We start from the raw sequence: 23,286 nt of genomic DNA, 5'->3' as shown, positions 1-23,286 counted from the left end.
CCATGCCGCCGATAACAGGGCCAAGGGCGGAAGTCCCGGTTCTTCCCGACGGCGAACAGGCGCGCAGCTGGGCCGAGCAGGAACTTGCCCGGTCCGTATACCAGGAAGCTCAGCCGAGCCTTCTGGACCGGTTCTGGTCCTGGCTGGGAGGCTTTTTCGCGGACCTCCTGGATGGCCTGTCCGGCGTTGATCCCTCTCTCGGCGTGCTGCTGCTGGCCGTCGGCGCCGCGGTGGTGCTGGCCGTGGCCGTGTTCCTGGTGCGTCCGCGCCTGAATGCCCGCCGCCGCAAGGAGGTTTTTGATGCCGGGGAGACGCGGGATGCCGTGGACCACCGGAGGCTGTCGGAGGAAGCTGCGGCCCGCGGCGAGTGGGACACTGCCCTGGCGGAGCGGCTGCGGGCGGTGATCCGGTCCGCTGAGGAACGCGTCATCCTCGAGCTGCGCGCCGGCCGCACGGCGGCCGAGGCAGGACAGGACCTGGCCCTTGCGTTCCCTGCGGACGCCCCGGAGATTCTCTGGCTTGCGCGCCGCTTTGACGAAGTACGCTACGGGCGTCTTCCGGCTGCGGCAGTCGACGCCGAAAAGGCCGCTGCCCTCGACAGCCGCCTGCAATCATCAACCCCAGCCCCGCCCGGAACAGCTCCGGCGGCACTGGCGGTCCCCCGATGACGGCGGAAACGGCGGCACCGGCCGAAACAACTGAACCGGCGGAACCGGCCGAAACAGCAGGCCCCGCCGAACAAAGCGGGTTCCGGGCGCGCCTGCGTGCCTGGAGGGTGTGGATCATCTTTGCCCTGGTGCTCTGCCTGATCGTGGTCCTGGGCATCCTGCGCAGTTCGGACACCGGACAGCCTGCCCTTTCCCCCTCGAATCCTGCGCCCGAGGGAGCCATGGCCGCTGCCAGGATCCTGGCTGAACAGGGTGTGGACGTTCAGTCCCCCGGATCTTTCGACGAAGCCTTGAAGCTGCTTGAGGACGAGGGGTCCGAGGCCACTTTGCTGCTGATCGATCCCAGCGGTTTTCTCGGCGGAGATCAACTGGCTGAACTCGCCGGCACGGCCCGGCGCACTGTCCTGGTGGAACCGGGTTTTGAACAGCTGTCAGCGCTGGCCCCCGATATCCGCTCCGCCGGCGTGGTTCCCGGGGACAGGGACGGCACCGCACTGCAGGCTGGATGCGGGGTGCCCGACGCGCGGGCGGCATCAAGCGTGGATGCCGGCGGCCTGGCCTACCGGGCACCGGTGGTCTGCTTTGCGGCAGAGGCAGGGGACGGCGATGCCGGTATCTACGCTGCCGACGACGACGGCGCCGTCGTCCTGGGTAATGCTGCGCTTCTCGCGAATGAAACCCTGGCCAGCCGCGGCAATGCCGCCCTCACCCTGCGCACACTGGGTTCGGCCCCCACGCTGATCTGGTATCAGCCAACGGCCGCAGACATTCCCGCCGCCGAACTGCCCGGCGATCCACGGGCGCTGCTGCCATCTTGGGTGGATCCGCTGCTGCTGTGGCTGCTGGTGGTGGCAGTGCTGGCCATGTTCTGGCGCGGACGCCGTCTGGGCCCCCTGGCAGTGGAACCCCTGCCGGTGGTGGTACGGTCCGCTGAGACAGCCGAAGGCCGCGCCCGGCTTTACCAGGACGGTCGGGCGTCCGGCCGCGCGGCGGAAACGCTCCGTGCCGCGGCACTCACCCGTCTTGCCGCCAGGCTGAGGCTGGGTCCGCAGGCCACGGCGGAGTCAGTGGTGCGGGCAGCGGCACACGCCACCGGCCGCACGGTGGACGACGTTGACCGGCTCCTGAATTCCGCACCGCCCGAGGGTGACGTGGAGCTGGTGCGATGGTCGCAGGATTTGCAAGCCCTAGAGGAAGAGGTCACCGCATCATGAGTCAGCAGTACCAGCCGCAAGCAGCTCCCGGTCCGGTTCCGCCGCCCGGCTCCTACGCACCGCAGCCGGCAGGAATGCCGAACCCGGCCGGCCTGCGGGACAGCGCGCAGCCCCAGCCGCCGGCACCCCACGCCGGCGGTGCCTCCGACCCCGTCCGGCAGGCCCTGCTGAATGTCCGTCTTGAGGTGGCGAAGGCGGTGGTCGGCCAGGATGCGGCCGTCACCGGGCTGATCATTGCGCTGCTGGCGCGCGGGCATGTCCTCTTGGAGGGTGTTCCCGGGGTGGCCAAGACCCTGCTGGTGCGGACCCTGTCGGCAGCCCTGGACCTGGACACCAAGCGGGTGCAGTTCACCCCGGACCTGATGCCCGGAGACGTCACCGGATCGCTGATCTACGACGGCCGCACGTCGGAGTTCTCCTTCCGGGAAGGACCGGTTTTCACCAACATCCTGCTCGCCGATGAAATCAACCGCACCCCGCCCAAGACCCAGGCATCGCTGCTGGAGGCCATGGAGGAACGCCAGGTCTCCGTGGACGGTGTGACGCGCCCGCTCCCTGATCCGTTCATTGTGGCGGCTACGTCCAACCCGGTGGAATATGAAGGCACCTATTCGCTGCCCGAGGCCCAGCTGGACCGGTTCCTGCTGAAGCTGACCCTTGATTTGCCCGGCCGCAACGAGGAAATCGAAATCATCCGCCGGCACAGCGGAGGGTTCGATCCACGGAACCTCGGCGCAGCAGGTGTCCGTGCCGTGGCCACGGCCGCAGACCTCGAACTGGCCCGGGCGGCGGTCGCCGGAGTAACGGTGTCCCCTGAAATCCTGGGCTACATTGTAGACCTGGTCCGGGCCACCCGGGAGGCTCCCTCGTTCCAGCTCGGTGTATCGCCGCGCGGCGCCACGGCCCTGCTCAACACCGCCCGTGCCTGGGCTTGGCTGTCCGGCCGGGCCTTTGTGACGCCGGATGATGTCAAAGCGCTGACACTGCCCGCCCTGCGGCACCGGGTCTCACTGCGTCCGGAAGCCCAAATGGACGGCGTCAGTGTTGACGACGTGCTGGGCAGCATCCTGGCCACCGTCCCGGTGCCCCGCTAGGGCGCGGGCAATCATGGCGATCTCCGGCCGGCTGGTCCTCCTTGCCGCAGCAGGCACAGCGGCGGTGCTGCTCTTTCCCGGCACCGCCGCGATGTGGCTGTGGCTGCTGTTCCTGGCCGTGGCGGCAGCCGCGGACCTGCTGGCGGCGGCGTCGCCCCGCTCCCTGTCCCTGGAACGGACCGTCCCCGCCGGCGTCCGCCTGACGGAGCCCGCCACCGTGGTGCTGACCATGCGGAACAACGGAGCCCGGAACCTGCGCGGCATGTTTCGGGACGGATGGCAGCCATCCGCCGGTGCTCGCAATCCGGTGCAGGAGCTGCGTCTTCCGGCCGGTGAAGCGCGGCGTTTTTCGGTGGAGCTGATGCCCGAACGCCGCGGAGAACTGCGCTCCGGCTTTGTCACGGTCCGCAGTTTCGGGCCGCTGGGCCTGGCCGCCCGGCAACGCACGCTGCAGAGCCCGGCGGTGCTGCGGGTGCTGCCCCCGTTCCATGCCAAGCGGCACCTGCCGTCCAAGCTGCGGCGGCTGCGGGAACTGGACGGCAATGCCTCGGTCCAGCTCCGCGGTGCCGGAACCGAGTTCGATTCACTGCGCGACTATGTCCGCGGTGATGACGTCCGGTCCATTGACTGGCGTGCCACGGCCCGGCGGCGGGATACCGTCGTGCGGACCTGGCGCCCGGAACGTGACCGGCGGGTGGTGCTGCTGCTGGATACATCCCGCACCTCCGCAGCGCGGATAGCGGATGAGCCCCGCCTGGACACCGGCATCGAGGCGGCACTGCTGCTGGCAATGCTGGCCCACGGCGGAGCGGACCGGGTGGACTTTTTGGCCTTTGACCGAAGGATCCGTGCCCGCGTCCAGTCCGCGGCCAAGGGCAACCTCCTCAATCATCTCGTCACGGCCATGGCTCCGCTGGAAGCGGAGCTGATTGAAGCGGACTTCACCCTGGTGCCCGGCGCCGTCCGGTCCGCCTCCACCCGGAGGTCGCTGGTGGTGCTCATCACCGCATTGGACTCGGGCGCCGTCGAGGAGGGGCTGCTGCCGGTTCTTCCTGCGCTGCTGGACAAGCACGTGGTGGTAATCGCCTCGGTCCGGGACCCCGAGCTGGAGGAACTCCGCGGGCAGCGGAACACTGCCACCGAGACCTTCCGTGCGGCCGCCGCCGAACGCGCCCTGCTGGACCGCGCGGCAATTACGGCGCAGCTGCGCTCCATGGGCGCCGAGGTGGTTGACGAGACACCGCATGAGCTGCCGCCCAAGCTCGCTGATCTGTATATCCGGCTCAAGGCCTCCGGCAGATTGTAGGAGTTCATGAACAGCTTCGGCGCCCCACCGCCCGCCGGTCCCCCGGCCTCCATCTACCGGCAAGTCCTCGGCCCTGACTTTGAGCGGCTGCAGCCCCAGCTGCAGGAATACTTCTCACTGGTTCCTGAGGCCGGCACCTGCGGTGAAGGAACCGGGGTTTTCGAAACCGCAGGCTGTCCCCGCCCGTGGCTGCGTCCGCTGCTGGGACTGATTCCGGTGTCCAACGCCTTTTTCCCAGACTTCGGCACCCGGATTCCCTTCAGCATCCGCAACTATCCGCATCTGGACCCGTGGGGCCGCCCTTCGCTGACGGCGGTCCGGACCTTCCATTTCCCCCGCGGCGACCGGATCTTCGAGGACACCACCAGCCTCACCGGGCCGGCCCAGCTCACTGATTACCTGGGCCGCAGGCGGAACCTCGCCACCGATCTGGTGCTGTCCGTGACCGGGGAGGGCCATCTGCTGATGGATTCCCCCCACAGCCGCCTCTTCCTGGGCCCGCTGCGGCTGCCCCTGCCGGGGTTCGCCGCCGCTGACGCCCATGTGGAGCAGTGGTACGACGCCGCCGGCACCTTCCGGATCCAAACCCGGGTCATTCAGCGGCAGGTTGGAACGGTGTTCGTCTATGACGGCAGCTTCGACTACCGCCGCCGGACCTGGAACGGTTTGCTGCCCGCAGACGCGGTTCCGGCCCGGTGGGAACGGCGCCGCTGACGCGGCTTCGCCCAGCTTTCGGCTGCGCCTAGCTTTCCGCTGCGACCGAGGTGAGGGCCTCAGCGGCCTGGGTGAGCCTGGCCAGCACCTTCCGGGCGGACGACGGCGATGCCTCCGCAAGATCCGACGCCGGCGTCAGGCGCAGAGCCGGCAGAGCGCCGGCGCCCAGGCCAATTTTGGTCCAGGGCCGCATCACGTCCTGAACGAGGGCGGTGACCTGGCGGGGTTCAGCGCCGTTTGGCAGCACCGGCAGGATGCCCAGCCAGATCGATTTTCCGGCTTCCACCGCTTCGGCGATCGCCTCCCAGTCCGCTCCGGTCAGTCCGGCTGCGGGCATGGCAGCTCCATGGGCGCCGGCTCCGAGCGCCAGCGTAAAGGGAGACTGCGCCCCGGGACGCATGGCGGCGGTGCGGCCGGTGTCCGGCAGCCGAAGCACTGTTTGGGCGGCCCCGGCGTCGGACAGCGCCGAGATGATCTGGTGCCATGCCTGCGACACCTCCGCGGACGGCACGGAGCGGAGGGTGCGGTATCCGCTGGCCGTGGGAATGTTTCCGCCGAGCACGTCGGCGATCTCCGGTTCGTCCAGCTGGATGTTGATTTCAGCCCCGGGCACGGCATCGCGCACCCGCGCAACAAAGCCCGCCGCCCCGGCGGTCAGGGACTGGAGCAGTTCACGGCGGGCGCCGGAGTCGGACAGCGCCCGCTCCCCGTTGTGCAGGTGGAGTCCGGCCGCCAGGGAAAGGGGTCCGCGCAGGGACACCTTCACCTGCCGGGACGGGCTGTCCTCCAAGCCGGCGACGTCGGCCAGGGCGTTCAGGTCCTGGCCCAGCAGGGAAACGGCACGCCGGTGGTCCTTTCCGGCCCGCGGCACCAACCGCCAGCCGTGGGGCTGAACGTCAACGGCAAGGTCCACTAGGAGGGCCGCGGTGCGTCCCAGGGCGTCGGCCCCGGGTCCCCGGGCAGGCAGTTCCACCAGAAACGGAAGGTGCGGGTCGCCGAGTTCGCCGCGGATGATCCGGGTTGCCTCGAGCGGATCCGTTCCCGGCCAGGCACCGAGGGCTGTTGCCGTCACCGTGGTGGAGGCTGCGGCGTCCGGCGCCGGCTCTGCTTGATCCGGGTGTCTAGAGTCCTGCTGCATTGCTGTTGCCGCCGTTGTGGTTGTCGGAGATCGCCTGGTGGTGCCGGATGACCTCGCTGATGATGAAATTCAGGAACTTTTCGGCGAAGGCCGGGTCCAGGTGCGCGTCTTCGGCGAGACGGCGCAGCCGCGCAATCTGGGCTGCCTCACGGCCCGGGTCTCCGGCCGGAAGGCTGTGGACGGCCTTGAGGAATCCCACCCGCTGCGTGGCCTTGAACCGCTCGGCCAGCAGGTACACCAGCGTGGCATCAATGTTGTCGATGCTGCTGCGCACTGCCAGCAGTTCCTGCATGACCTCGTCGGAGACCTTCCCGGAAAGGGAACTGGCCGTGGGGTCAAACTCGTCTGCGGGGGTATCAGTCATGGGTCCAGTCTAGGGTCCGGCCCGCGGCGTGACGGAGATCGTTACGCCGCGGCAGCCGCCGCCCAGGGACAGAGCCGAAGTCGGATCCGGGCCGTGCAGCACCTGCTGGGCGACCGCCGCTAGGAGACCGCCGTCGGATCCCATTCCAGTGACCGCGCCTTGTCGATGGTGGCCTGCCCCAGGACACGGGTGCCCTGGTAGATCACCATGGACTGGCCCGGGGCCACGCCGCGCATCGGCTCGTTCAGCCGGACCACCAGCTCCTCGCGGGCGCCGCCGGTCTCTTCGGAGATGACGTCTTCCATCCAGCCGCGGGCCGCCACGGGGTCGCCGTGGGCGCGGACCTGGACCATGCAGTCGAACTCGGCGCGGGCGGCGATCTCGGGGATCGGCAGGCCGGCCCAGGAGATCTTGATGCCGCGCATCTGGTCGATGTTCAGCAGCTTCTCCGGTCCGACAATGACCTTGTTTTCCTTGGGCCGGATCTCCAGCACAAAGCGGGGCTTGCCGTCGTCGGCCGGGCGGCCCAGCTTCAGGCCCTTGCGCTGGCCCACGGTGAAGGCGTTGGCACCGGGGTGGGTGCCGATCTTCTCGCCGGAGGCGTCCACGATGTCGCCCTCGGAAAGGTCGATGCGCTCTTCGAGCCAGCCGCGGGTGTCGCCGTCGGGAATGAAGCAGATGTCGTGGCTGTCGGGCTTGTTGGCCACGGACAGGCCCCGACGCTCGGCTTCGGCGCGGACCTCGGCCTTGGACGGGGTGTCGGCCAGCGGGAACATGGAGTGCTTGAGCTGCTCATGGGTCAGCACGCCCAGGACGTAGGACTGGTCCTTGGCCCAGTCGGCGGCGCGGTGCAGCTCCGGGTTGCCGTCGGCGTCGGTGAGGACCTTGGCGTAATGGCCGGTGCAGACCGCGTCGAAGCCAAGGGCCAGCGCCTTTTCCAGCAGCGCGGCGAACTTGATCCGCTCATTGCAGCGCATGCAGGGGTTGGGGGTGCGGCCGGCGGCGTACTCGGCGATGAAGTCATCCACCACGTCTTCCTTGAACCGCTCGGAGAAGTCCCACACGTAGTACGGGATGCCGAGGATGTCGCACGCACGCCAGGCGTCGCGTGAGTCCTCGATGGTGCAGCAGCCCCGGCTGCCGGTGCGCAGCGTTCCGGGCATGCGTGAAAGCGCCAGGTGGACGCCGACGACGTCGTGCCCGGCCTCCACTGCTCGTGCTGCGGCTACCGCGGAGTCGACTCCGCCGCTCATTGCTGCCAAAACCTTCATGAAGTAAAACCTGTTCCTGCTGTTTGGATGCTGCTGACATGGGAAGCCATTCCGGCCTTTTTTGCCCGTTCATAGGCTTCGGGAAGGGCAGCCAACAATGTGTCAACGTCTTCGGAGGTGGTTGTATGCCCGAGGCTGAATCGCTGCGCGCCGCGGGCCTGCGTTTCGCTCAGGCCCATGGCCAGCAAAACGTGGGATGGCCGGGGAACTCCGGCGGTGCAGGCGGAACCCGTGGAGGACTCCACACCGGCCAGATCCAGCAGGAACAGCAGCGAGTCGCCTTCGCAGCCCGGGAAGGTGAAGTGCGCGTTCCCGGGCAGCCGGCGGGGCATGCCGTCACTGTAGGCGCCGGCGCCGCCGTCGTCCCTTACGCCGCGCAGCACCGCGTCGGGAATCGCTTCCTCGACGCCGGTGATGAGTTTCTCGCGCAGGTTCCGCAGCCGCTCGGCTTCCGCCGGCAGGTTTTCAGTGACCTCGCGGGCCGCCGCGGCAAAGGCGGCTATGCCGGGTGTGTCCAGCGTGCCGGAGCGGATGTCCCGTTCCTGGCCGCCGCCGTGCATCACCGGGGTGAGTTTGACCGCCCGGCCGACGACGAGCGCCCCAATGCCCACCGGTCCGCCGATCTTGTGGCCGCTGATGGCCATGGTGTCCACGCCGGCGGCGCGGAAGTTCACCGGCAGGGCGCCGAACGCCTGCACGGCGTCGGTGTGCACGGGCACGCCGTGGGCGTGGGCGAGCGCCGTGATGGCGGGGATGTCCTGCACCGTGCCGACCTCGTTGTTGGCCCACATCACGGTCAGCAGCGCCGTCGTGTCAGCGTGGGCTTCGAGCTCCGCCCGGATCGCGTCCAGGGGTACGACGCCGTCGCCGTCCACGGGCAGCCACACGACGGTGGCGCCTTCATGCTTTTCCAGCCACTGGACCGTGTCCTGGACGGCGTGGTGCTCGATGGGCGAGCAGAGGATGCGGGTGCGGGCGGGATCCGCATCCCGGCGGGACCAGTACAGGCCCTTGACGGCCAGGTTGTCGGCCTCGGTTCCGCCCGAAGTGAAGATGATCTCCGACGGATGGGCGCCGGCGGCGGCTGCCAGGGCTTCCCGGGACTCCTCCACCACCATCCGGGCGCGCCGGCCGGAGCCGTGCAGCGAGGACGGGTTTCCGCTGCGGCGAAGTTCTGAAGTAAGTGCGGCGAGGGCCGATGCCGAGATAGGCGTGGTCGCCGCGTGATCTAGATACACGGGCACCGTCCAATTCTAACGGTGTTCGCGGTGTATGCCGATTCCCCCCTGGGTGAAGGGGTTTTCCGTGGCAGACTGCTGCCGTGACGCCGCCGACAGGACCAGCCGCCCGCCGCCCGCTTCCGATACCCGTGCCGGAGTCCGCAGCGGAGGGACGGGCGCCGCTCCTGGCTGCCCTGGCTGCCCGGCTGTGCGCCCTGCATCCGGGCCGGCGCATCTTCGTGGCCGTGGACGGCGTTGACGGTTCAGGGAAAACGACTTTTGCCGATGCCCTGGCCGACACTGTTGCCGCGAACCCGCTCCGCCGCCCCGTGGTGCGGATAGCACTGGATGACTTCCATCATCCCCGCGCCGTCCGCCACCGGCTCGGCAGCCGGTCGCCCGAAGGATTCCGGCGCGATTCCTACAACCTGGAGCAGTTCCGCGCCTACGTCCTTGATCCGCTGAAGCCCGGCGGATCCGGCTGCTGCCGGCCGGCCGGCCACGACCTGGCATCAGACGCCGTGCTGGCGCCGCCGCCGGAGCGTGCCGCCGCCTCCGCCGTCATCCTGGTGGACGGACTGTTCCTGCACCGGGCCGAGCTGGCCGCGGACTGGGACTTTTCAATCTTTTTGGACGTTCCCTTCGCCGTTACTGCTGCCCGCATGGCGGTGCGGGACGGCTCGCCTTCGGACCCGCATCACCCGGACATGCACCGGTATGTGGGCGGCCAGCTGCTGTACTTCGCTGACACGGATCCGGCGCTGCAGGCGTCAGTGGTGGTGGAGAACAGCCATCCGGAGCATCCCCGCGTCATATCCGCCGCTGACGCGAACTATCGCCGCGGACCGGCCGCATCCGGCTAGAATCGTCCTTCCGCACAGTAAAGTTCCCCGCGGGCCGTTCCCACCGGGGAGGTTCAGGAAACGTAGTGTGCCGCTGCGTCGTTGTACCTGCTGCGGCCTGTAGCCGCTGCAGCGCTAATGCCCTGTCACTCCAATGCACTGTTTACTTCCAAGCACTGTCCGCTCCAAATGCACTGTCCACTTCAAATGCACTGCCAACCCCAAGACCCGCCGGCACGTTCGGCACCGAATAACCTGCGCGACGCCGCACCGAAAGGAACGCCCGTGAGCCCGTCTCCCAAGACGCTGTATGAGGTTTTGGGTCTTACCCCCACGGCCACCACGGAACAGATCAAGGCCGCTTACCGCAGGGCGGCGCGCGCCACGCATCCGGACGCCGGCGGCAGCAGCGAGACTTTCCACGTTGTGGCGGAGGCGTACGAGGTCCTGTCCAACCCGCAGCAGAAGGCGGCCTATGACCTGAGCCTGGGGCGGAGGCCGGGAACCGGACAGGGCGGACCCGCTGCGGGCGGTGCTGCGGCCCGCGCCCGCACCGGCTATCAGCGCGCCGGTTCCGCCCCGGGCGAGGACGCACTCGACACTCCCCCGCGGTTTGTTCCCGACTTCTCCCCCGATTCACCACCCGTGCTGCCGCTCGCACTGGCGGGGCAGCAGATCCACGGATCGCCGCGCCGCCCGGGATTTTTCTCCCGGCTGGGTTCCGCCGCCGCCCGGTACGACGGAGAGAACCTCACCATCGGACTGCTGCAGCGCACCCTGCTTGAGGACTATCCGGCCGGCAGGCTGGTGAACGGGCTGCACATGCCCGACCGCTCTCCGCGCGGCGGGAACCTCGATGTGGGCCACGTCCTGCTGGGCGGTTACCGGATGGCCGTGCTGGAATCCCAGATGGCTTCCTCCGGCAACTACAGCTGGGACGGACGCCACCTGCGCAGCCGCGGCCGGGAGGTCAGCATTGGCCGGCTGCCCGATGCCGTGCGGACGCTCCAGGACCGCTTCCCGGAGTGCAACGTCAGCGGCTGGGTCATCCTGCACAGCCCCAACGGGAATCCCTTCGAACCCGTGGTCGACTATCCGCCGTCGCTCAGCCGCAGCTCCCCCGCCATGGTCCACGTGGCCAACGCCGGAACCCTGCAGCGGGAGCTCCGCCGTTTTTTCAACGACGGCCCCCAGCCCAATGTGGTGCAGCTTCCCGTGCTCGGCGGACTCATCGATGCGTCTGTGCGCTAGCTCCAGGCATAGGATGGGGGTGTGTTCCGCATCCTCTTCCACACCCCTGAAATCCCCGGTAATACCGGCAACGCCATCCGCCTTGCCGCGATCACCGGAGCCGAACTCCACCTCGTTGAGCCCCTGGGCTTCGAACTGGAGGATTCCAAGCTGCGCCGCGCCGGATTGGATTATCACGACCTCGCGGTCCTCCACGTGCACCCAACGCTTGAGGCGGCCTGGAAGGCACTGGCTCCGGAGCGTGTCTACGCGTTCACGTCCGACGGCGATACCTCCTACACTGACATCTCCTATCAGCCGGGCGACGTGCTGATGTTCGGACGGGAATCCGTTGGACTGGACCAGGAAGTGCTGCAGGATCCGCACGTTACCGCCCGGGTCCGCCTGCCCATGCTGCCGTCCCTGCGCTCCCTGAACCTCGCCAATTCCGCCTCCATTGCCGTCTACGAAGCCTGGCGCCAGCACGGCTTCGCAGGTGCCCAGCTCTAAGGACTCCCCATGCCCGAGACCAACATTGGAACCGCGTTCGACGACGGCGCCTCAGACTTTGACCGTTTGGCACCTTCGCTGTGGAATCCCATGGGCAACGCACTGGTGGCTGCAGCGGAAATCGGCATCGGTGACAGCATCCTGGACGCCGGTTGCGGCAGCGGCGCCACGACCATCCCCGCCGCCCAGTACGCCGGACCCGGCGCCCGGGTGGACGGGGTGGACATTTCCGCCGAAATGCTGGCCCTCGCGCAGGCCAAGGCATCCACCCTGGCCCTGGAGAACGTCACCCTGCACCTCGGTGATGTCACTGAGTGGACCGCTGAGGAACCCTACGACGTGGTGCTGAGCGCGTACTCGATGTTCTTCCTTCCCGACATGGACGCCGGCGCGGCGCACCTGGTGTCGAACCTGCGCCCCGGCGGCCGGCTTGCGCTGAGCACCTGGGCCGAAGGGTCCATGTCCCCGTTCACCGAGCTTCTGGTGCAGGAGTGCCGCAAGGAAACACCGGAGATCGCCGAGGGCCCCTCCCGTTCGCGGAACAACGCCGAACGCCTCGCGACGCCGGAAAAAATGACGGCATGGCTGGAGTCGCTGGGACTCCGGGACATCAAGGTCCTGGAAACGCCCGCCCAGGTCCAGCTCAGTCCGTCCCTGGCCTGGTCCCTGGTCCTGGGCAGCGGGCTCCGCCACCTCCTGCCCACCGATCCCGAAGCAGCCGAACGGGTCAAAACAGGATTCCTTGGCCAGCTGGGCGAAGAGCACAACCTGAACGCCGACACCCTGATTGCCACCGCACGCCGCCCCTAGTTCCCCGTCACGGATTCCTGCCGCGGCCGGCCCATCCCCGGACCGTCCGGCGCCGAATAGCGGGTATGGAAGTGATGGTAAAGGCTGCACCGGCGGGTTCACCCGTGAGTGCTCCCGCATGCCCGCTGTGCCTTGCCGAGTGCTCCGACCCGGCCCGCCGCCATCACGCTGTTCCCGCGCCTGCAGCGGCAGGGACCTTTATCCGTTTATGCTGGAACCCTATGGACACGTCCAACACGGGACGGCCCTCCGCCGCGCAGGCCTCCACACCGGAGGGCGCCGCCGATGCCGCAGAAACAGCCGGTCAGCAAGCCCGGCCCCAAGCCTCGCTGGAAGCGCTCCTGGCGGGCATTGCCGGCGGCAGCCAAGATGATTTTGCCGCCTTCTACGCCCTGACGTCCCGCCGCGTGTACGGCCTGGCCCGGCGGGTGCTCATCGACGCCGAGCTCAGCGAGGACACCACGCAGGAGGTTTACCTGCAGGTCTGGACCAATGCATCCCGCTTCGACCCCTCCGTCGGTTCTCCACTGGCATGGCTGCTGACCCTGGCCCACCGCCGGGCCGTGGACCGCGTGAGGTCCGAGCAGAGTTCCGCCAACCGGGAGGCGCGCTTCGGTGCCGCCATGCAGGAACCGGATTATGACAACGTAGTGGACACGGTCACCCAGCGGATGGAAGCCGACGCAGTGGTCCAATGCCTGGACACGCTCACGGACACCCAGCGGGAATCAGTCCGACTGGCCTACTACGGCGGACTTACGTACCGCGAGGTTGCCGAGAAACTGGGCGCCGCCGTCCCCACCATCAAGTCGCGGATCCGCGACGGACTGATTCGACTCAAGAAATGCCTGGGGGTGAATTCAGATGCCGGATAACAGCTTTGATGCCGCGTCGGACGCCCTGAACAGGGACCTGTCCGAAGGCCGGCTCCTGGAATGGGCCGAGCTCTATGCCCTGAATGCGCTGCCGAGCAACGAGCGGCAGGCACTGGATACTGCGCTGGAGGAAGCGGAACCGGCCGTCCGCAACGAGTTCCTCAAGCGGGTGTGGGGCGCCCGGGAGACGCTTGCCGGCGGCTACCGGGCCGAGGAACAACCGCCTGCGGACCTGTTCGAAAAGATCCTGTCCCGGCTGCCCGACCAGGACTCCGGGTCCGGCCGGGAGACCGGCGGGGAACAAACCGTCGGGGAACACACCGTCGGGGAACACACCGATCCGGGCGCCGGAGGCACCCCGCAGCCCGTTGATGAAGTCGCTGCCCGCCGCAACCGCCGTTCCCTGCTCCGGTCCGCCCCGGGCCGGTGGATCCTCGCCGGCGCCGCTGCTGCGGCCATCGTGGTGGGCGGGGTAACCATTGGCAGCAACATCGGATCCGACTCGGTGCGGGAGGAAGTGCTGCAGGCATCGGATGTTCAGCAGCGCACCATTGAGCTGCCCACCGGCGGCACCGCCGAGGTGGCGACATCCGCCGGCGAGAACGCCGCCGTGGTCACGCTGAGCGGGGTTCCGGCGCCGCCGGAGGGGTCGGTTTACCAGATGTGGCGCCTTCCGGCGGATGGTTCGGACCCGGTGTCCGTGGGCACAATGACGGGCGAGGAAGTCTCCGGAACCAAGGAAACCGAGCTGACCGACATTGATCCGTACACGGCCGTAGCTGTCACTGTGGAGCCCGACGGCGGGTCCCCCACTCCCACCATGCCCGTGGTTCTGGTCATTCCCTTCAGCGCCTGAAAGCCTTAAGCGCCTGAAAGCCTTCAGTGCCTGAAACGCCGCTTGACGTTGACGCTGCGTCAACCCCTACGGTGAGTGGTGTGGCCGGAATCCTCCGGCACGCACGGTGGGAAAGGAGCCGGCTGTGACAACCCGGAACACTCAGGCTTGGCCGATTTCCGACGTCGCCCGCATGGCGGGGATTTCCTCCCGCACCCTGCGCCACTATGACGAGCGCGGGCTGCTCGCACCGGCCTTCACTGGAGCCAATGGCTACCGGTTTTATGGGATGCCGGAACTGCGGCGCCTGCAGCGGATCCTCCTGCTGCGCAGGCTGGGACTGGGTTTGGAGTCCATTACGGATATCCTCGCCGGCCAGACGGATGAGGCGCAGGCCCTGGAAGTCCATCACCGGTGGCTGCTGGCGGAAAGCCGGAGGCTGCAGGACATAGCCTTCACCGTGCGGACAACAATGGAGGCACTGCAACAGGGAGGCACCATGGAAGCGCAGAACATGTTCAAGGGATTCGAGGAGAACCCCTATGAGGAGGAGGCGCGGCAGCGCTGGGGCAGCGCCAGCGTTGAATCCAGCAAGGCCGCCCTGGCCGCGCTGGGGCCGGACGGCCGGCAGGAGCTTGCCGGCGAAGCCCAGGCTATAAACCGCGAGCTCGCGGCCTGCCTGGAGGCGGGACTGGAACCGGGCAACCCCCGGGTGCAGGACGTCGTCGCGCGCCATTACCGGTGGGTCTGCGCAGCCTGGACACCGAGCAGGTCCGCCTACCTTGGCCTGGGCGCCATGTATGTCCAGGACCCGCGTTTCACGGCCTTCTACGACAGTGAAACTCCCGGCGTGGCGGCCTACCTGGCCGAAGCCATGGAAGTCTGGGCCGGGGCCAACCTCGCGGACTAGGAGTTTCCCTAAGGATCAGAACCCGGCGATGGTCCGGTCCGTGTTGACGCCCACTGCGTGGAATGTTTCAGCGCTTGCGCCGTTGGCCAGTCCGAAGCGGCGGGCATTGTCCTGGAGCATTCCGCGCACGGCCGTCTCCATGCCAGCCAGGTCCGGGTGCTGGCTTGCGTGAATCCGGATGGCTGCGAGCTTCTCTTCCACGGTGGCGCTGATGTCCACCGCGTGGTTCTCCCTCTCGCGCGGGGCACCGTAGAACCACAGCCACGGCACCTTGTAGGCCTGCAGCCCCTGCTCGGCCAGGTGCGGGAAGGCAAACGGATTCTCCGCCGCGGGGTAGACCGCCCGCGTCACAATCTCTCCGCACGCCAGATGGTCCGGGTGGCTGGCCTGGATCCGGTCCCAGTTCCGTTCCGGATGCATTGCCAGCACGACGTCGGGGCGGATGCGCCGGATCAGGGCCACCGTTTTTTCCACCACCTCCGGTGTCAGCGCCAGGAAGCCGTCCTTCTCGCCCAGGAAATGGAGGTCGCGGACCCCCGCGATTTCGGCGGCGGCCCGCTGCTCGCGGCGGCGCAGCTCCGACACAGCGTCACGGTCTCCGGCCTCGAAGCCGCCCGCGTCGCCGGAGGTCATCACGCAGTAAGAAACTTCGACGCCGGTCGCCGTCCACGCGGCCACGGTTCCGGCGGCACCAAAGTCAATGTCGTCAGGATGGGCGGCGAAGGCGAGCACCCGGCGAAGGGATGCCCCGGCCGGGAACGGGGACACCGGCTGCGGTGACGGGCTGAGAGGTGAATCCACGATGCTAGGACCTGCGCTTCTTGATTTCCTCGGTGGCCTGCGGCAGCACGGAGAACACATCTCCCACGATGCCGAAGTCCGCAATCTCGAACACCGGAGCATCCGGGTCCTTGTTAATCGCCACGATTACTTTGGCGGTCTGCATCCCCGCCTTCTGCTGGATCGCCCCGGAGATCCCCGCGGAGATGTACAGCTGGGGCGATACCGTCTTGCCGGTCTGGCCAACCTGCGCGGAGTGCTCAATCCAGCCTGCGTCGGTGGCGGCGCGCGAGGCGCCCACAGCACCGCCGAGCACGTCCGCAAGGTCCTCGACCGGGCCAAAGTTTCCGTCCATGCCGCGTCCGCCGGCAACGATAACCCGCGCCTCGGAAAGCTCCGGGCGGGAGCTGTCGCGCTTTTCGGTGCGCCCGGTGACGCGGGCAGCCGGGCCGGCGTCGGACACGGCAAGCTGCCGGCGCCCGGGAGCGGATGGAACATCGGCGGGAGCGGGCTCAACACTGTTGGCCTTAACCGTAATTACCGGCACCCCGTTCTTCACGCGGCAGGTCGAGGTGTAGGAACCGGCCAGGACCGATTTGGTCACTGACAGATCCGGTGCCACGGCCACGGCATCGGTGATGACACCGGAGTTGAGCTTGATTCCGGTGCGGGCCGCCACTTCCCGGTCCTCGAAGGAGTTGCCAAGCAGCACGGCCGCCGGCGCCGCTGCCCGCACTGCGTCGGCCAGGAACGCGGCCTTGGCGGCGACCAGGACATCGGGCAGCTCGTCAGCAGGCTCATACACTGTGCCGGCTCCGTATTCGCCGAGTGCCTGCAGCACGTCGTCGCCCAGGGCGCGCGGGCTGGCCACGGCGGGTTCACCCAGGCTGCGGGCGATCGTCAGGAGTTCTCGGCTCGCCCGCGGCAGCGGCAGGCCCGGAACGTCGATAAAGACCAGGACAGAGGCCATGGTGGCTCTCCTTAGTGCTTCGGGCGCAGCCGCGGCGGCGCCGGTGGGAGGATTGTCAGATCAGTTTGCGGGAGGCCAGATAGTCAACCAGCGCGACGCCGGCCGTGCCGTCGTCGGTCATGATGGTTCCGGCGGAGCGCGGCGGGCGGGGAGCCGATGCAGCCACTGTGGTCCAGGCGCCGTCCAGCCCCACCTCTGCCGGGTCGATCCCCAGGTCCTGCAGCGACAACACTGTGACCGTCTTCTTCTTGGCGGCCATGATGCCCTTGAAATTCGGGTACCGCGGGTCATTGGCCTGGTCGGTGACGGAAACCAGAGCCGGCAGCGGAGCCTCCAGCGTTTCGGAGTAGGAGTCTCCGTCCCGCCGGGCGCTGACGACAGCGGCACCGCTTTCGTCGTCGGCCACCTCCAGCTCGGAGGCGAAGGTGATTTGGGCCAGCTGCAGGCGTTCAGCCAGCTGCGCGGGAACCAGCGACGTTTCCCCGTCGGTGGACGCCATTCCGGTCACCACAAGGTCCGGAAGATCCTGCTCCGGTCCGGCAGCGTGCCGGACGGCGGCGGCGAGCACCGCCGATGTGGCTGCCGCATCCGACCCCGCCAGGGCGGCGTCGTTGACGTGGATCCCTTGGTACGCGCCCATTTGCAGGGCCTTTTTCACTGCGTTGACCGCGGCATCGGGTCCCATCGTCAGGGCGGTGACCATGTTCCCTGCTGCCTGTCCCCCGCGGGCTTCGGCCAGCTGCAGCGCAGCTTCCAGGGCGTACTCGTCAAGCTCGGACAGAATGGACTCGGAACGGTCCAGGGTGTGGCCCGGGCCGGAGAGATGCCGGTCAAACTGGGTATCGGGAACGTGCTTCACCAAAACGACGATGTTCAGCGGCCTCTTCGATTCCTGCATGCGGGGCCTTTCTGGCGTTGAAGATCTTCCCGGGCGCGGGCGCACCGGCTCCGGGACCACCCGCGCAGGGCGACTCAATAAGCTAATCACATTGTTCCGGTGCCCCGTGCCTGCTCCGGCGCCAAACAGCGCAGGGACCGTCCCCTCAGTGGAGAGACGGTCCCTGCTGACGCCCCGGCCGCTGGCCGGGACTGTTGGTTTACCTACTGGTCGGCGGAGTTCCCCAGCGTCACGTCAACGCTGTCAGTGTCCGAACCCCGGGTGTAATCGATGGTGGCCTTGCTGCCGGCCGCCTGCATCCGGATGGCTGCGGTCAGCGACTGCGCATCGGTAACGGGGATTCCATTCACCGACGTGATGACGTCGCCCTGTTTCAGGCCGGCATCAGCCGCGGGAGTTCCGGACGCCGGGTTTTCGGCAACTTCAGCGCCCACCGTGAAGGAGGACGAACTGGAAGCCGAGGCCGGAGTGACTGACACACCCAGGAAACCGTGCGTAGCCGAGCCGTTGTCGATGATCTCGTTCGCGACCCGTTCCGCGTAGCTCATCGGCACGGCGAAGCCGACACCGATGCTGCCGCTCTCCTCGCTGGCGGAGGCAATGGCCACGTTGACGCCAATGACGTCACCCTCGGTGTTCACCAGGGCGCCGCCGGAGTTGCCGTGGTTGATGGCCGCGTCGGTCTGGATAACGTCCAAGTAGATGGAGCTCCCTGCGGCGCTCTGCTCCTGGCTGGTTCCGTCCGGCGGGGCAAAGCGGAAGCCAAAGCCGTCGTCCTCGCCCGATCCGTCCGACTCCGTTTCCTCCGGAGCGGCGGAGGACTGCACGCTGATGGTGCGGTTCAGGGTCGAAACAATGCCGTCAGTGACGGTGCCGGCCAGGCCGAGCGGTGCGCCGATGGCGATCACCGTGTCCCCCACGTTGAGATCGTTCGAATCCCCCAGGGTGGCCGGGGTCAGGTCATCGGCGTCAACCTTGATGACAGCCAGGTCGGATACCGGGTCGGTGCCGACAACGGTGGCTGAGAACACGCGCCCGTCGTTGAGCTGGACCTCCACGGACGGCGAAGCAGCCGTGCCGCCCAGCGTGACCACGTGGGTGTTCGTCAGGATGTGTCCGTCGTCGTCGAGGATGATCCCGGACCCGGTTCCGGAGCTGCCGCTGGCGGCAACATCGATGGTCACAACGCTGGGTGAAGCCTTGACCGCAGCAGCCGTCACTGCGTTAACGCTGTCATCGTTGTTCACCACAACGGTCTGTGCCTGCCCAGTGCTTTGCGGAGCGGCGTCATTGTCCAGCCAGGAGTTGGCCGCGACGGCCGTTCCGCCACCGAGCAGCCCCGCGAGCACCATTCCGGTGATCAGCGTGCCGGCACCAAATTTGCGCTTGGGTGGTTGGGCCGCCGGCTGGTGGCCGGGGCCATAGGGGTCCTGGCCGTAACCGGAGCCCGAGTAGCCGCCGGAGGCCGGGCCGTAGGACGGCGGGGCTGCAACGCCCGGAGCCGGCTGTCCGTAGAAGGGCTGTCCGGACGGCGGCGTCTGCGCGTGCCGGGCGCCCGGCTCTGATGAAGATGCCGACGCGTGTTCCTGCTGCGGCTGATGTGGTTCGTGGCCCTGCCCTGTTGGCGATGCCTGCTCTGATGGCGAAGATTGGGGGGCAAGCGGCTGGGTGGGTGCATGAGTGTCCGGATGATCGGGGAACTGCTGCGTCTGGCCCTCGCCGCGGCCCGCGGTGTCTTCCTCGGACGACGACGGCGGGGCAGGCGGACGGGGAGGCAGCGGACGCTGCGGTCCTTCGGCGCCTCCGTATTGCTCAGACATGTGCTGTCCTTTCCAAATCGGTATGCCCATGATTGGTGCTCGTTAAACTATGACAGGACTTTCTGTGACCTGCTTCGGAGCTGGCTGAATGGTTCCTGAGAGTTCGCCGAATACCGCGCGGCGGTGAACGTGGTGGACTGGGTATCTGGTGAACCATAGAATCGATGCAAGTCTCTGCCCGCTCCCGTAAGGGGACCGGAGGGACGGAAAACGCAGCGGATCATTCACGATGCCACTACGAACCTGAGGACAATTTATGCGGTTGAAGACCAAGCGGCTAGGTGCCGTGCTGGGTTTGAGTGTCACGGCACTGTTGGGTTCGGCGACCGCCGCCTCTGCCGTGCCTCCCGTGACCATTCCCCCGGGACAGTTCGTGGTCGACGAAGCAGGTGTCCTGGGATCGGAGACTGAAGAGGTCCGCAGCGCGATTACCGAGACCCGGCAGGAGAGCGGCTACACCCTCTTTGTGGTCTACGTGGATGAGTTCACGAATCCCACCGACCGCACCGAGTGGGGCAACGAGGTCGTAGCAAAACGGAACCTGGGTGAGCGCGAAGCCCTCCTGAGCATTGCCACGGAAAGCCGGCAGCTTCAAGTTTCGGCCCCTGCGGATACGGTCCTGACGGAACAGCAGGAAACCGCGATGATCGAAGCGGCCACCGACGAACTGTTCGGCAAGGAAACCATCAACTCCGAGGACTGGGCAGCCGCTGCGGTCAGTGCCGCCGATGCGCTGGAGTCCGGGCGGAGCGGCAGTTCGGGCGGCGGTTCCTCGTCGTCCGGAGCCAGCCTTGCCCCGATCCTCCTGATTGGCGGAATCATCCTGCTCGGCGGGGGTGCCCTGTTCCTGTTTGTGCGCAGCCGTAACAAGGGCGCCGTCACGGCCGGACCCGCACGCCGGGAGGACGCTGCGCCCACCGATCCGCTGGATGAACTGAGCGTGGAAGACCTGCGCAAGCGCGCCGGAAGCCTGCTCATCGCTGCGGATGATGCCATCAAGTCCAGTGAGCAGGAGCTGTCCTTCGCCATGGCTTCCTACGGGGACGACGCGGTGAAGACTTTCAGCGAGGATCTTGCGGCAGCAAAGAACCACATGAGCGAGTCGTTCAAGATGCAGCAGCAGCTGGACGACCACATTCCTGACACCGAACAGCAGCAGCGGACCTGGCTCAAGGACATCATTCGTCGGTGTGAGGCAGTGAATTCATCCCTGCAGGCGCACAAGGAAGACTTCGACAAACTGCGCGAACTGGAGAAGAACGCTCCGTCTGCGCTGGCAGAGGCGCGCCGCAGCGCCCAGGCAGCGGCAGGCCGGCTGGACGCAGCCGAGAACTCGCTGCTGGAACTTCGTCAGCGCTACTCCGACTCCGCCCTCGCCCAGGTCGCCGACAACGTTGAGCAGGCAAGGCAGCGGCTGGAGTTCGTCGACAACGCGGCGGAAGCAGCATCCGGGAAACTCGCCGAAGGCGACACCGCGTCGGCGGTGGTCGCTGTCCGTGCCGCCGAAGAAAGCGTGCACCAGACCAACGTGCTGCTGGACGCCATCGAAAAAACCGGCCATGAGCTGGATTCCGCCCATGGTGAACTCCAGCGGGCAGTCGCTGATGCCAAACAGGATCTGGCACAGGCACGGGCTTTTGCCGCCAACGGCGCCAACAATGGACTGGCCGGACCGGTCGCCGGAGTAGAGGCGGCTCTGGCCGCCATCGACAGCGAAAGTGCCACCCGGAACGATCCGGTGGATCTGCTGCGCCGTCTCGAGAAGGCCAATGCACAGCTGGACAGCGCACTGGAAGGAATCCGTGACCGGCAGGAGCAGGAACGCCGGGCACGGGACTCCCTCCAGCACGCAGTGATGTCGGCCCAGGCCCAGATCTCCGGAACGGCTGACTACATCCGCGCGCGGCGCGGTGGCGTCGGCAGCGAGGCCCGCACCCGGCTTGCGGAAGCAGAGCGCAACCTCCAGCAGGCCATCGCGCTGCAGTCCTCGGATCCCGTCAGCGCCCTCGCCTATGCCCAACAGGCCAACGCTTTGGCAGCCCAGGCAGCCGATATGGCCCAGCAGGATGTCGACGGCTTCGGCGGCGGCATGGGCGGCGGTTTCGGCGGCGGCGGCATGTACGGCGGCCGCGGCGGCGGGTCCGGACTCGGCGGCGCCATCCTCGGCGGCATCCTGATCGACTCCATTCTCCGCGGAGGCGGAGGAGGCGGCTGGGGCGGCGGCGGTTTCGGCGGATTCGGCGGCGGCGGAGGCGGCGACTTCGGTGGCGGCTTCGACGGCGGCGGCGGAAGCTTCTAGGAACACTATCCGGTCATGGCTCCACAACTTTTCAGCAAGTTCGTTTCCAAAAATCGAAAGGCAGACACCGTGGTAAAGCAGTCAATCTTTGGACGTATCACCCAGCTGGCCAAGGCCAACATCAACGCCATCCTGGACCAGGCCGAGGATCCGCAGAAGATGCTGGACCAGATGGTCCGGGACTACAGCAACAACATTGCCGAGGCTGAGAGCGCAGTTGCCCAGACCATCGGCAACCTGCGCATGCTTCAGGACGATTACAACGAGGACATCCAGAACGCCAACAACTGGGGCAACAAGGCGCTGGCCGCATCACGGAAGGCCGACGAGTTCCGTGCCTCCGGCAACAGCGCCGATGCGCAGAAGTTCGACAACCTGGCCAAGGTGGCCATCCAGCGCCAGATGGCCGCGGAAAACGAAGCAAAGGGTGCCGAGCCCACGATCGCTTCCCAGGAAGAAATCGTGGAGCGGCTGAAGACCGGCCTGGACCAGATGAAGGGCAAGCTGAACCAGCTGCAGAGCAAGCGCGACGAGCTGATTGCCCGTGCCCGCAACGCCCACGCACAGACCCAGATGCACGAGGCCATGAAGAGCATCGACGTGATGGACTCGACCTCGGAGGTGGGCCGCTTCGAAGAGAAGATCCGCCGCGAAGAGGCCCGCGTCCGCGGCGCCAACGAACTGGCAGCTTCCAGCCTGGATGCCCAGTTTGAGAGCCTTGAGGACCTGGGCGAGCAGACCGAGGTTGAGGCCCGCCTGGCGGCGCTGAAGAACTCGGCATCGGGCCAGTCCGCCATCGGCCAGAACTAGCAGCTTTCCCCGAAGGGGCGGTACTCCATCACGGAGTGCCGCCCCTTCGGCATTGGTGCACAGCGCAGGCAAGCTAGTCCTTCCGGCGGCGCAGTGCCTGCCCGCGGATACGCCGGGGCAGGACAATCCACAGCACCGCCAGGACCACTGTGAGGCATCCCGCGGCAATGAACCCGCCGCTGGCCCCCAGCACCAGGTCAAAGATGAGGCCGAGTGTTCCAATGAGGATCAGGCCCACCAGGACAAGGGTGATGCGCAGCAGCCCGTCGCTGCTGCGCACCAGTTCGGACTTGATCCGCCGGGCGAAGAAGGTCCGGTGCATCACCACTGTGGCCATCAGGAGGGCGGTTATCAACACTGACATGACCACCAGGGAGAGGTACACCAGGATCTGCCCCGTGGAGAGTTCCCGGAAGCGCGGCTGGAACGGCAGGGTAAGCAGGAATCCGGTCAGGATTTGGATGCCGGTTTGCAGCACCCTCAGTTCCTGCAGCAGGTCATTCCAGTTCCGGTCGGTTTTTTCCAGAGCGGTTTCCCGGCGCTCCACCGAGGGATCGGCCGGTGCAGCCGGGTTTCGGTCAGGGCCGTCGTTATTGGCAGGCAGCGCGCGTTTGCCCATTCTGCGAGTCTAGGATCCGCCGATGGCTGCCACAACGCAAAAAAGTCCCGACCGGCATTTCTGCTGGTCGGGACTCTTCTTTTTACTGT

Annotated in this window: 23 protein-coding genes; 14 read left to right on the top strand and 9 right to left on the bottom strand. The window is 67.4% G+C overall.

Annotation, left to right across the window (positions count from 1 at the left end; all coding sequences use genetic code 11):
* Positions 1–2 precede the first annotated feature (2 nt).
* From AAE021_RS02455 to AAE021_RS02435, 5 genes are read left to right on the top strand one after another with little or no spacing between them, the layout of a single operon-like run.
* The gene (locus AAE021_RS02455) at positions 3–668 is read left to right on the top strand and encodes a DUF4129 domain-containing protein (RefSeq protein WP_342024083.1); all 666 of its coding nucleotides are present in this window, start codon (positions 3–5) and stop codon (positions 666–668) included.
* On the top strand, positions 665–1,882 hold the full coding sequence (locus AAE021_RS02450; protein WP_342024082.1) for a DUF4350 domain-containing protein: 1,218 nt from the start codon (positions 665–667) through the stop codon (positions 1,880–1,882). The genes AAE021_RS02455 and AAE021_RS02450 overlap by 4 nt, the downstream gene beginning before the upstream one ends.
* Positions 1,879–2,976, top strand: coding sequence for a MoxR family ATPase (locus AAE021_RS02445; RefSeq protein WP_342024081.1), 1,098 nt, complete (start codon positions 1,879–1,881; stop codon positions 2,974–2,976). Before AAE021_RS02450 ends, AAE021_RS02445 begins: the two co-directional genes overlap by 4 nt.
* A gap of 13 nt (positions 2,977–2,989) precedes the next feature.
* Positions 2,990–4,282, top strand: coding sequence for a DUF58 domain-containing protein (locus AAE021_RS02440; RefSeq protein WP_342024080.1), 1,293 nt, complete (start codon positions 2,990–2,992; stop codon positions 4,280–4,282).
* A 6-nt stretch (positions 4,283–4,288) separates the two neighbouring features.
* On the top strand, positions 4,289–4,996 hold the full coding sequence (locus AAE021_RS02435) for a DUF4166 domain-containing protein (protein ID WP_342024079.1): 708 nt from the start codon (positions 4,289–4,291) through the stop codon (positions 4,994–4,996).
* A 28-nt stretch (positions 4,997–5,024) separates the two neighbouring features.
* Here AAE021_RS02435 and AAE021_RS02430 read toward each other — a convergent pair whose 3' ends face one another.
* The 4 genes from AAE021_RS02430 to AAE021_RS02415 all read right to left on the bottom strand — a co-directional run bounded on the left by AAE021_RS02430 (position 5,025) and on the right by AAE021_RS02415 (position 9,013).
* Positions 5,025–6,134, bottom strand: a complete 1,110-nt coding sequence (locus AAE021_RS02430) for a hypothetical protein (RefSeq protein WP_342024078.1) — start codon at positions 6,132–6,134, stop codon at positions 5,025–5,027.
* A complete protein-coding gene (locus tag AAE021_RS02425; RefSeq protein ID WP_152219443.1) occupies positions 6,118–6,498 on the bottom strand; it encodes a chorismate mutase in 381 nt (126 codons plus the stop codon). Before AAE021_RS02425 ends, AAE021_RS02430 begins: the two co-directional genes overlap by 17 nt.
* Positions 6,499–6,617: 119 nt before the next feature.
* Positions 6,618–7,769 carry a tRNA 2-thiouridine(34) synthase MnmA gene (mnmA, locus tag AAE021_RS02420; RefSeq protein WP_342024077.1) on the bottom strand — a complete coding sequence of 384 codons (1,152 nt, stop codon included), beginning with the start codon at positions 7,767–7,769 and terminating at the stop codon, positions 6,618–6,620.
* Positions 7,766–9,013 carry a cysteine desulfurase family protein gene (locus AAE021_RS02415; RefSeq protein WP_342024076.1) on the bottom strand — a complete coding sequence of 416 codons (1,248 nt, stop codon included), beginning with the start codon at positions 9,011–9,013 and terminating at the stop codon, positions 7,766–7,768. Before AAE021_RS02415 ends, mnmA begins: the two co-directional genes overlap by 4 nt.
* A 77-nt stretch (positions 9,014–9,090) precedes the next feature.
* On the opposite strand from AAE021_RS02415, the gene AAE021_RS02410 reads away from it, so the two are divergent.
* From AAE021_RS02410 to AAE021_RS02380, 7 genes are all read left to right on the top strand, one after another.
* Positions 9,091–9,852 (top strand): uridine kinase, encoded by a 762-nt coding sequence (locus tag AAE021_RS02410; RefSeq protein WP_342024075.1) that lies wholly within the window; start codon positions 9,091–9,093, stop codon positions 9,850–9,852.
* A gap of 264 nt (positions 9,853–10,116) precedes the next feature.
* Positions 10,117–11,082 (top strand): J domain-containing protein, encoded by a 966-nt coding sequence (locus tag AAE021_RS02405; RefSeq protein ID WP_342024074.1) that lies wholly within the window; start codon positions 10,117–10,119, stop codon positions 11,080–11,082.
* A 21-nt stretch (positions 11,083–11,103) separates the two neighbouring features.
* Positions 11,104–11,571, top strand: a complete 468-nt coding sequence (locus AAE021_RS02400) for a tRNA (cytidine(34)-2'-O)-methyltransferase (protein WP_342024073.1) — start codon at positions 11,104–11,106, stop codon at positions 11,569–11,571.
* A gap of 9 nt (positions 11,572–11,580) precedes the next feature.
* Positions 11,581–12,381, top strand: a complete 801-nt coding sequence (locus AAE021_RS02395; protein ID WP_342024072.1) for a class I SAM-dependent methyltransferase — start codon at positions 11,581–11,583, stop codon at positions 12,379–12,381.
* 221 nt (positions 12,382–12,602) lie between these two features.
* Positions 12,603–13,256, top strand: a complete 654-nt coding sequence (sigK, locus tag AAE021_RS02390; RefSeq protein ID WP_342024071.1) for an ECF RNA polymerase sigma factor SigK — start codon at positions 12,603–12,605, stop codon at positions 13,254–13,256.
* Positions 13,246–14,112 (top strand): anti-sigma factor, encoded by an 867-nt coding sequence (locus AAE021_RS02385; protein WP_342024070.1) that lies wholly within the window; start codon positions 13,246–13,248, stop codon positions 14,110–14,112. Before sigK ends, AAE021_RS02385 begins: the two co-directional genes overlap by 11 nt.
* A 124-nt stretch (positions 14,113–14,236) precedes the next feature.
* The gene (locus AAE021_RS02380; protein WP_342024069.1) at positions 14,237–15,001 is read left to right on the top strand and encodes a MerR family transcriptional regulator; all 765 of its coding nucleotides are present in this window, start codon (positions 14,237–14,239) and stop codon (positions 14,999–15,001) included.
* Positions 15,002–15,016: 15 nt separating this feature from the next.
* Here AAE021_RS02380 and AAE021_RS02375 read toward each other — a convergent pair whose 3' ends face one another.
* From AAE021_RS02375 to AAE021_RS02360, 4 genes are all read right to left on the bottom strand, one after another.
* Positions 15,017–15,802, bottom strand: coding sequence for a PIG-L deacetylase family protein (locus tag AAE021_RS02375; RefSeq protein WP_342024068.1), 786 nt, complete (start codon positions 15,800–15,802; stop codon positions 15,017–15,019).
* Between the two features lie 4 nt (positions 15,803–15,806).
* Entirely contained in the window at positions 15,807–16,751 is a 945-nt protein-coding gene (locus AAE021_RS02370) for an electron transfer flavoprotein subunit alpha/FixB family protein (RefSeq protein ID WP_342024067.1), read from the bottom strand.
* Positions 16,752–16,806: 55 nt separating this feature from the next.
* A complete protein-coding gene (locus tag AAE021_RS02365) occupies positions 16,807–17,649 on the bottom strand; it encodes an electron transfer flavoprotein subunit beta/FixA family protein (RefSeq protein ID WP_342024066.1) in 843 nt (280 codons plus the stop codon).
* 203 nt (positions 17,650–17,852) lie between these two features.
* Complete coding sequence (locus AAE021_RS02360) at positions 17,853–19,469, bottom strand: S1C family serine protease (protein ID WP_342024065.1); 1,617 nt, start codon at positions 19,467–19,469, stop codon at positions 17,853–17,855.
* A 256-nt stretch (positions 19,470–19,725) separates the two neighbouring features.
* On the opposite strand from AAE021_RS02360, the gene AAE021_RS02355 reads away from it, so the two are divergent.
* Positions 19,726–21,768 carry a TPM domain-containing protein gene (locus AAE021_RS02355; RefSeq protein WP_342024064.1) on the top strand — a complete coding sequence of 681 codons (2,043 nt, stop codon included), beginning with the start codon at positions 19,726–19,728 and terminating at the stop codon, positions 21,766–21,768.
* A 69-nt stretch (positions 21,769–21,837) separates the two neighbouring features.
* Positions 21,838–22,578 carry a PspA/IM30 family protein gene (locus tag AAE021_RS02350; protein ID WP_342024063.1) on the top strand — a complete coding sequence of 247 codons (741 nt, stop codon included), beginning with the start codon at positions 21,838–21,840 and terminating at the stop codon, positions 22,576–22,578.
* Between the two features lie 73 nt (positions 22,579–22,651).
* Here AAE021_RS02350 and AAE021_RS02345 read toward each other — a convergent pair whose 3' ends face one another.
* Positions 22,652–23,197: a DUF6328 family protein gene (locus AAE021_RS02345; RefSeq protein ID WP_342024062.1), complete on the bottom strand. Its 546-nt coding sequence runs from the start codon at positions 23,195–23,197 to the stop codon at positions 22,652–22,654.
* Positions 23,198–23,286 lie beyond the last annotated feature (89 nt).

Origin of the sequence: Arthrobacter citreus (assembly GCF_038405225.1) — a bacterium.
GTDB classification, from domain to species: Bacteria; Actinomycetota; Actinomycetes; order Actinomycetales; family Micrococcaceae; genus Arthrobacter_B; species Arthrobacter_B citreus_A.
This window is presented reverse-complemented; position numbering and strand designations above follow the sequence as displayed.